Genomic DNA, 7,385 nt, shown 5'->3' with positions numbered 1-7,385 from the left:
TTATTTTAATTTAATCTCTTTTTTTAAAATAATAAAATTGTGTTTATTTTAAAAATCAATAAAAATTTAAAGTTTAAATAATGAAAAAATGATTATTTAGAGCAGTTATACTTTAAAGAATTAGAATTCATTTAAATCATGCTCTAAAAATTTATACAATTAATATAACTGACTATACTCTAAAAGATAATCTGAATATTCCTTGTCAAGTATTCTTAATGCAGAAGCGTATTGAGGACTTGTTGCAGATCTCTCTTCTACAAGATTTCTCAAACTTCCATTTTTCATGTGTTCCCTAACTTCCCTTAATACAAAGTCAATAGTGTTCTTATTGTATTTTTCTATCTCTTCCCTTGTCATTTCATAGATCTTATAGGTCTTTAGGTCATAGTTTTTAGTCGGACTCATTAAAACATCAATATAACTGTAATATTCGCCAATCTCATCAAAGAATCCATCCACTCCCATGTATGCAAGAAGAGGTATGAATTGGGCTTCTGCAAATGGGAAAATAAGATAACTTGATGATTTCATGTTTTTTCTAAGATTGACAATAAGGTCAATAAGGTCTCTTGGATGAAGAATAAGGTCATCTGCATTTGCAATTATGAATCCATTATATCCCATGGCCTCAAGTTCCTTAAGGCATTTGATACGTAAATCAATGTATTTGCTTCCCTGTATTGTTGCAATTTCCTTAATTTCTGATTCCTTTGCAAGTTTGATTGTTTCATTAACGCTCCATTCAGCTATTTCCCTTTCAATGTCATAGGCTGAGGATTCATCTTCTGCAATTGTAAAATCATTTCTGTTTATGATAAGCGGAGTTTCTTCTTCCCCTAATTTTCCATATCTTCCAGGTCCATCATGACTTTTAATTTCAAATTGTTTCATTTTATCATTATTTCCTTTAAAATTGTTTGTGTAAATTAAATTTAAATTAGTATTTTATTAGCATTACTTTTAAATTGTTTGTGTAAATTTAAATTAGTATTTCATTGGCATTACTTTTAAATTGTTTGTGTAAATTTAAATTTAAATTAGTATTTTATTAGCATAATTTTTATTCTAGTTTAATTTTAAACTATTTTAAATAAGTATTTTATTAGTATTAATTTTTATTCTAATTAAACTCTGTTAATTATTAAATATATTTTTAATATTATTTAGGTATTTTTCATTATTTATTCATAAAGAATACTATTTTATTAAAATATTATTTAGGTATTTTTCATTATTTTTTCATAAAAATACTGGTTTTAATCAAAATAATCTTATTGTTTTTTAAAAATTATTCATTTTAATAAACATTTTCCTGATTTATTAAAAATTATTCATTTTTTTAAAAAATTATAAACTTTTTTTTAAAATTTTTAATCATTAATTCTTTTTTTATTTTTAATATTAATACTTATTTTTGTATTATTCAATTTTATTTGAGTTTTTTTATACTTGATTGTTTAATCAATCATTTAAAATTGAATAAACTAAAAAAGCAGTAAATTCCATTATGTTAACTTTATTAAGTTAATAGTTCTATTTTTTCTAAAAAATTTAATTTAAAAACTTAATAATATATTCTGCTTATTTTTCAATATTGATTTTTCTTTTAAGCTTATATAATTAATTTTTATCATTACATTTTTATATAATGAAGTATAAACCTTTTGTATATAGAGATATTTATAAAATTTTCACTTTAAAAAACATATGCTGAATAAGCTTCATTAATTTTAGATTAATTTTTGCTAGCAGTATTAATTATATTTTAGGGGTAATTTAATGGTAAATAATAATGAAAATCTTCCTGATTATTTTAATCAGATAATGATTATAGTAAAAAGTTATGAATCCTTTTTTAAAAACAATATTGATTCATTAAATGTTACTATTGGAGAAATACATATATTGTTAGCAATATATAAAAAAGAAGGTCAGTTAAATCAAATAGATCTTGTTAGGCAATTTCATGTAACTGAAGCAAATATTAGTAAGACTACTAAGCATTTGTTGAATAAAGGTTTGATCATTAAGGAAATTGATGAAGAAAACAATACTAAGAAATTGATTTACTTGACTGAAAAAGGAAAAGAGATTTGTAAACAATTGTTTGATCTTTTTGAACAGTGGGCAAATGAAATGTTGAAAGGCATTGATGATGATGAATTATTGGCATTAACTGCTTCCTTGGAAAAGATTTCTAGGAATGCTGAAAATGCATTTTTATAATCTTTTTTAATTTTCTTTTTTTTCTCTTTAACTACTTTTTAGAATTTTTTTATTATTTTTAGATAATTTTTTCTATTTTTAATTAATTTTAGCTATTTTTTATTATTTTTAGGTAAATTATTCTATTTTTTTAGCTATTAATGAATTTTGCTGTTTTTTAAGTTATTAAATTATTTTAACTATTTTTCTATTTTTATTAACTAATTTTTAAAAGAATTTTTTCTCTTCTTATTTTTTTAAGCAATAAATTTCAATAAAATATTCAAAAATAATTTAAATAAAATACTAATTAACCTATATAATAATATAATAATAAAAATTAATCAAAATTTTTACAAATTTTTAACAAATTTTTCATAAAATTCTACTCTTTTTTTTAAAATTGATTTTTTTCAAATTTTAAAAATGGATTTAAATTAAATATTTTTTCCAAAAAACAATTCTACGATTGAATTTGTTAAAATTTTATTAATGATTAATAAAAATTTTTAGGTGTACCTAAAAAATAATTGAATAATCATTCGATTAAAATGGAGCTTTTTCCATCAAGTATTAATTTAGGCTTAACTAAATTTCATTAAAATGTGTAACCTTTTAGGTTACACCATCAATTTTTTTCAAAACCTTTATATACTATACAACTATAATTTATATTAAGGGCGAGAGGATTATCCTATGATTGTCCTAGGTGTGTTTTTCAATGTCTGTTTTAGATCGTCTTAAAAATCTCATCAAAACTGCTGATGAGGATATAGATAAAAGTTTAACTAAAGAAACAGTTCCTACTGAGGAAGCTGCTGATTCTATACAGACATCTTCAGAAGAGGAAAAAGAAATTAAATCTGATTCTGAAACTAATTCTGATGAAACTTCAAAAGTAGAAGTTCCTGTAGAAGAGGAAGTAATTGTTCCTATTCATGCAGAAACTCCTGAAGAAGCTGAACCTGAAGAGGACGAAGAAGACGTTGATGAAGTTGCTGAAGCTGAAGAAGCTGAAGAAACTCCGGAAGCTGAAATCGAGGAGTCTGGGGAAGAGGCTATAGAAGAAACTGAAGAGGAAGTTTCTGTTGAAGAGACTCCTGAAGAAGCTGTTGAAGAAGTTCCTGAAGAGGAAGTTTCTTTAGAAAGTGATGAAGAAATACAAGAAGAAGTTGAAGAATCTTTAGATGACTCTGAAGTGGAAGAAGAGTCTGACGAAGAAGAATCTTCAGAAGAAAATGAAGAGAGCGATAATATGACTTTATTAAAAGAAAATGATGTATATTCAATGGATGATATTGACAAAGAATTTACTCAAAAATTCATTGACGCTGGAATTGAAACTGTAGACCACTGTTTCCAATGTGGTACTTGTGGTGGAGGATGTCCTTCCGGTAGAAGAACTCCTTACAGAGTAAGACAAGTTGTAAGAAAATGTTTATTAGGACTTAGAGAAGAAGTAGTATCCGACCCTGCTTTATGGATGTGTACTACCTGTTACACTTGCCAAGAAAGATGTCCTAGAAGCGTAAAAATTGTAGATATTATTAAAATGGCACGTAACGAAGCTGCTAAAGCTGGTTACATGGCTGATGCACACAAAGCAACTGGTTCTTTCGTAATTAAAACTGGTCACGGTGTACCAATCAACGATAAGACAAAAGAATTAAGAACTGCTATTGGACTTTCTGAATTACCTCCAACAGTACATGCTTATCCTGAAGCATTAGAAGAAGTTCAAAAAATCTGTGTAGCATGTGACTTTGATAAATTAATCGGTTACAATATGGAAACCGGTAGCTTAGAATAAATATTGTTAAGGAGTTAATATTATGGAGATTGCATATTTCTTAGGTTGTATTATGAACAACCGTTATCCTGGTATCGAAAAAGCAACTAGAATGTTATTCGATAAATTAGACATTGAATTAAAAGATATGGAAGGTGCTTCCTGTTGTCCTGCTCCTGGTGTATTTGGATCTTTCGATCAAACCACTTGGGCTGCAATTGCAGCACGTAACCTCGCTATTGCGGAAGAAATGGGCACTGATATAATGACCGAATGTAACGGATGTTTCGGTTCATTACGTGAATGTGACCATTTATTAAAAGAAAACCCAGCTAAAAAAGATGAAATTAACGCAATTTTAGCTGAAACTACTGACAAACAATTCAAAGGTGAAACCAAAGTAAGACACTTCGCTGAAATTTTATACAACGACGTAGGTCTTGACAAAATAAGCGAATTATTCACCAAAGATTTAGGAATTAATGTAGCTGTACACTACGGTTGTCACTTCTTAAAACCTACCGCTGAAGTAGGTATTGAAGAATCTGCTGAAAACCCATCCATCTTAGATGAATTAGTTGAAATCACCGGTGCAAAATCTGTACCTTACGAAAACAAGATGATGTGTTGTGGTGCTGGTGGAGGTTTAAGAGCAAGAGACATTGACGTAACCTTAAGCTTCACTAAAGAAAAACTTGATGCTATGAAAGCAGCTGGTGTTGACGCTATTGTAGAAGTATGTCCTTTCTGTCACTTACAATTTGACGTAGGTCAAACTGAAGTAAATGAAAAATACGGAACTGACTTCGCATTCCCTGTATTCCACTTAGCTCAATTATACGGATTAGCTATGGGCTTAGATGCAGACGAATTAACTTTAGGTGCTCAATTAATTGACGCAGCTCCAGTTCTTGATAAAATTGCAGAATAAGTAGTTTAACTACTTTTTCTTTTCTTTTTTTTATTTTTTTAAAACTCAATATAAATGACTATTTTTACCAATTTTAATCCTAAAATTGGATTTTAGATGTTGAAACATTTAATTCTTATATGTACAAATATTTTTATAGTATAAAAATAAAAGTAACTTATAGTTTATTGATTGTAAATAAAACTTGAATTATTTTATTTATTGTTCATTTTTAAAAAACTTTGATTGGAGAGAAAATTTATTTTGATCCGATTTTAAAAAAACTCATTGTTCTATTCAATCAATGTGCATTGATTCATTAAAAATTTATTTTGTAATTTGTATTAATTCATTAAAAAAATTAGTTTGATATGAAATAATTGTACTAATCAATAACAAATTTTATTAATCAAAATAATTAAAAATATAATTATCATTAAATATAATGATAATATGAATGGTTGGAAAAGATTTCAACCATTAACATTTAGTTTATAATTACATTAAACGGTTTGCTTTAATTTAGGTGTGCTGTTTATTCATTCGTAATAAAATGGGAGTATGTATTATGTTTATTGCAATTTTAGGTGGAATTTTTAGATTTAAAGATCTTCCAGAAGAATATGGTCCTTATGTACAATTTAAAGCTGCTATTGAAGGTAGAGATGAAATTAAAGATACTGATGAAATAGCTATTTTAGACATTACCGGAACCGGTAGTCATCACGTTTTATTCTTAGACAGATATAATAATCTTAATGAAATCAAAAGAGAATTAAGAGAAGCTGACGCTAAAGTTAATGTCACTACTTTAAAAATATTGGAAGGACATTTATGAATACCCTGCCAATAGAACAATCCTGGTTGGTCATTGCCAACCTTTCAACTGATTTGCATAAAAAGGGTATTGAAATTCCTAGTCAAATAAATAAAGATTTAGGTCTTGTAAAGTCTCAGATTGGTTTTTATAAAAAGGATCCTTCTCATCCAGACATGATTAATGAAATGGCAAGAGCTGACATGTCTTTAAATGGAATTCAAGGAATTTTATTATCTCTTGCAAAGGATTATGATTCAGATTATCATGATGAATGGCTAGACAAGTTAAATAGGGCCAATAGGGGAGAAGAGGTTTATGAAATTTCAGACACCCAATCCAGATTTATATTAAATGCTCCTCCAGGATTTTCTTATGCAAAGATTACCTTAAGAAATCCAATTGCTGAAGACAGAGTTCAGGAAATCGCTGAATACTATGGTTTGATTATGGAGTTTGACAGTGATTTGACTATAGCTTTGTATGGTGAAAAGCCTAAGATTCAAGATGCTTTAAAAGAAATGGCTCCATTCTTCTCAGAATAGATTTTTATTCTATTATCCTATTTTTTACTTTTTTTTTACTTTTTTTTACTTATTTTTACTTATTTTTCTATTTTTATTATTTTTCATTTTAGTTTTTAGTTTTTACTTTTTTTACTTTTTTTCTATTTTTATTTAATTTAATTACTTTTCTCATCTTAAACGGATTTTAAGTTTTTTTAATAAGTCCCACAAGTTTAGTAATATTATTTCAAATCAAATAGTTAAATTTATTATAATAAAAATCTTATACTTAATTAGTTAATTTAAAAATGATTAAATGATTATTTTTATAAATTTTTAAAAATTATTAGGTTGTTTTAGAATGAAAATTTTAGCAATTAGTGACATACACGGTAAAAAAAGTGAAAAATTACTTAATTACATAAAAAATGAGGATATTCAATCAGTTTTAATTGCAGGAGATATTACAGATTTTGGTATTACAGAATTTGAACCTTTAAGTTTTGTAAAACCATTCATTGATGAAATTGTAGACTTGGATGTTGATGTATTTGCTATTCCAGGTAACTGTGATCCTGCGGGAATCTGTAATGCAATCAAGGAAAGCGGTCCTGATGAAAGACCTGCATTCTGTTTACACAATCAATTGATCGCTTATGAAAATGTGGTTATTATGGGATATGGCGGATCAAATCCTACTCCATTTGACACACCAGGTGAAATAGATGATGATAAAATCTATGAACGTGTTTATGAGCTTTTAGCTGAATATGATTATATTGGAAATGATTCAATTCCTCGTGTAACCATTTTGCTCACTCACGCCCCTCCATATGATACAACAGCTGACACTATTGAATCAGGTGCTCATGTAGGTAGTCAAGGAGTTAAAAAGCCTATTCATGAATTCCAACCAAATATAAACATTTGTGGACATGTTCATGAAGCCGCTTCAATTGACAAGGTTGGAAAGACTACAATTGCAAACCCTGGAGCTCTTGAATTTGGTAAGGCAGTTTTAATTGAAGTTGATGAAGAGGCTAATTATACAGTTGACCTTATAGAATTATAATTATTATAATTCTTTTTTTCATTTTAACTAATTTTATTTATTATTTTTTTCTTTTATCTATTTTTTTTAGTTCTTTTTTTCAT

7 protein-coding genes are annotated in these 7,385 nt (G+C 27.1%); 6 read left to right on the top strand and 1 reads right to left on the bottom strand.

Annotated features, from left to right (window positions below):
- Positions 1–159 precede the first annotated feature (159 nt).
- Complete coding sequence (locus Q0138_RS05820) at positions 160–894, bottom strand: archaeosine tRNA-ribosyltransferase (RefSeq protein WP_297981987.1); 735 nt, start codon at positions 892–894, stop codon at positions 160–162.
- Positions 895–1,782: 888 nt separating this feature from the next.
- Here Q0138_RS05820 and Q0138_RS05815 point away from each other — a divergent pair.
- The 6 genes from Q0138_RS05815 to Q0138_RS05790 all read left to right on the top strand — a co-directional run bounded on the left by Q0138_RS05815 (position 1,783) and on the right by Q0138_RS05790 (position 7,302).
- Positions 1,783–2,229: a MarR family transcriptional regulator gene (locus Q0138_RS05815; protein WP_297981985.1), complete on the top strand. Its 447-nt coding sequence runs from the start codon at positions 1,783–1,785 to the stop codon at positions 2,227–2,229.
- 700 nt (positions 2,230–2,929) lie between these two features.
- Entirely contained in the window at positions 2,930–4,018 is a 1,089-nt protein-coding gene (gene hdrC / locus Q0138_RS05810; RefSeq protein WP_297981983.1) for a CoB--CoM heterodisulfide reductase subunit C, read from the top strand.
- A gap of 22 nt (positions 4,019–4,040) precedes the next feature.
- Positions 4,041–4,928 (top strand): CoB--CoM heterodisulfide reductase subunit B, encoded by an 888-nt coding sequence (gene hdrB, locus Q0138_RS05805; RefSeq protein ID WP_297981981.1) that lies wholly within the window; start codon positions 4,041–4,043, stop codon positions 4,926–4,928.
- A 547-nt stretch (positions 4,929–5,475) separates the two neighbouring features.
- Positions 5,476–5,745, top strand: a complete 270-nt coding sequence (locus Q0138_RS05800; protein WP_297981979.1) for a DUF749 domain-containing protein — start codon at positions 5,476–5,478, stop codon at positions 5,743–5,745.
- Positions 5,742–6,269, top strand: coding sequence for a DUF2096 domain-containing protein (locus Q0138_RS05795; protein WP_297981978.1), 528 nt, complete (start codon positions 5,742–5,744; stop codon positions 6,267–6,269). The genes Q0138_RS05800 and Q0138_RS05795 overlap by 4 nt, the downstream gene beginning before the upstream one ends.
- 322 nt (positions 6,270–6,591) lie before the next feature.
- A complete protein-coding gene (locus Q0138_RS05790) occupies positions 6,592–7,302 on the top strand; it encodes a metallophosphoesterase (protein ID WP_297981976.1) in 711 nt (236 codons plus the stop codon).
- Positions 7,303–7,385 lie beyond the last annotated feature (83 nt).

Source organism: uncultured Methanobrevibacter sp. (assembly GCF_937906425.1).
In the GTDB taxonomy this organism is placed as follows: Archaea; Methanobacteriota; Methanobacteria; order Methanobacteriales; family Methanobacteriaceae; genus Methanobrevibacter.
Note: the sequence above shows the minus strand (reverse complement) of the source record. Positions and strands in the feature narration are given on the sequence as shown.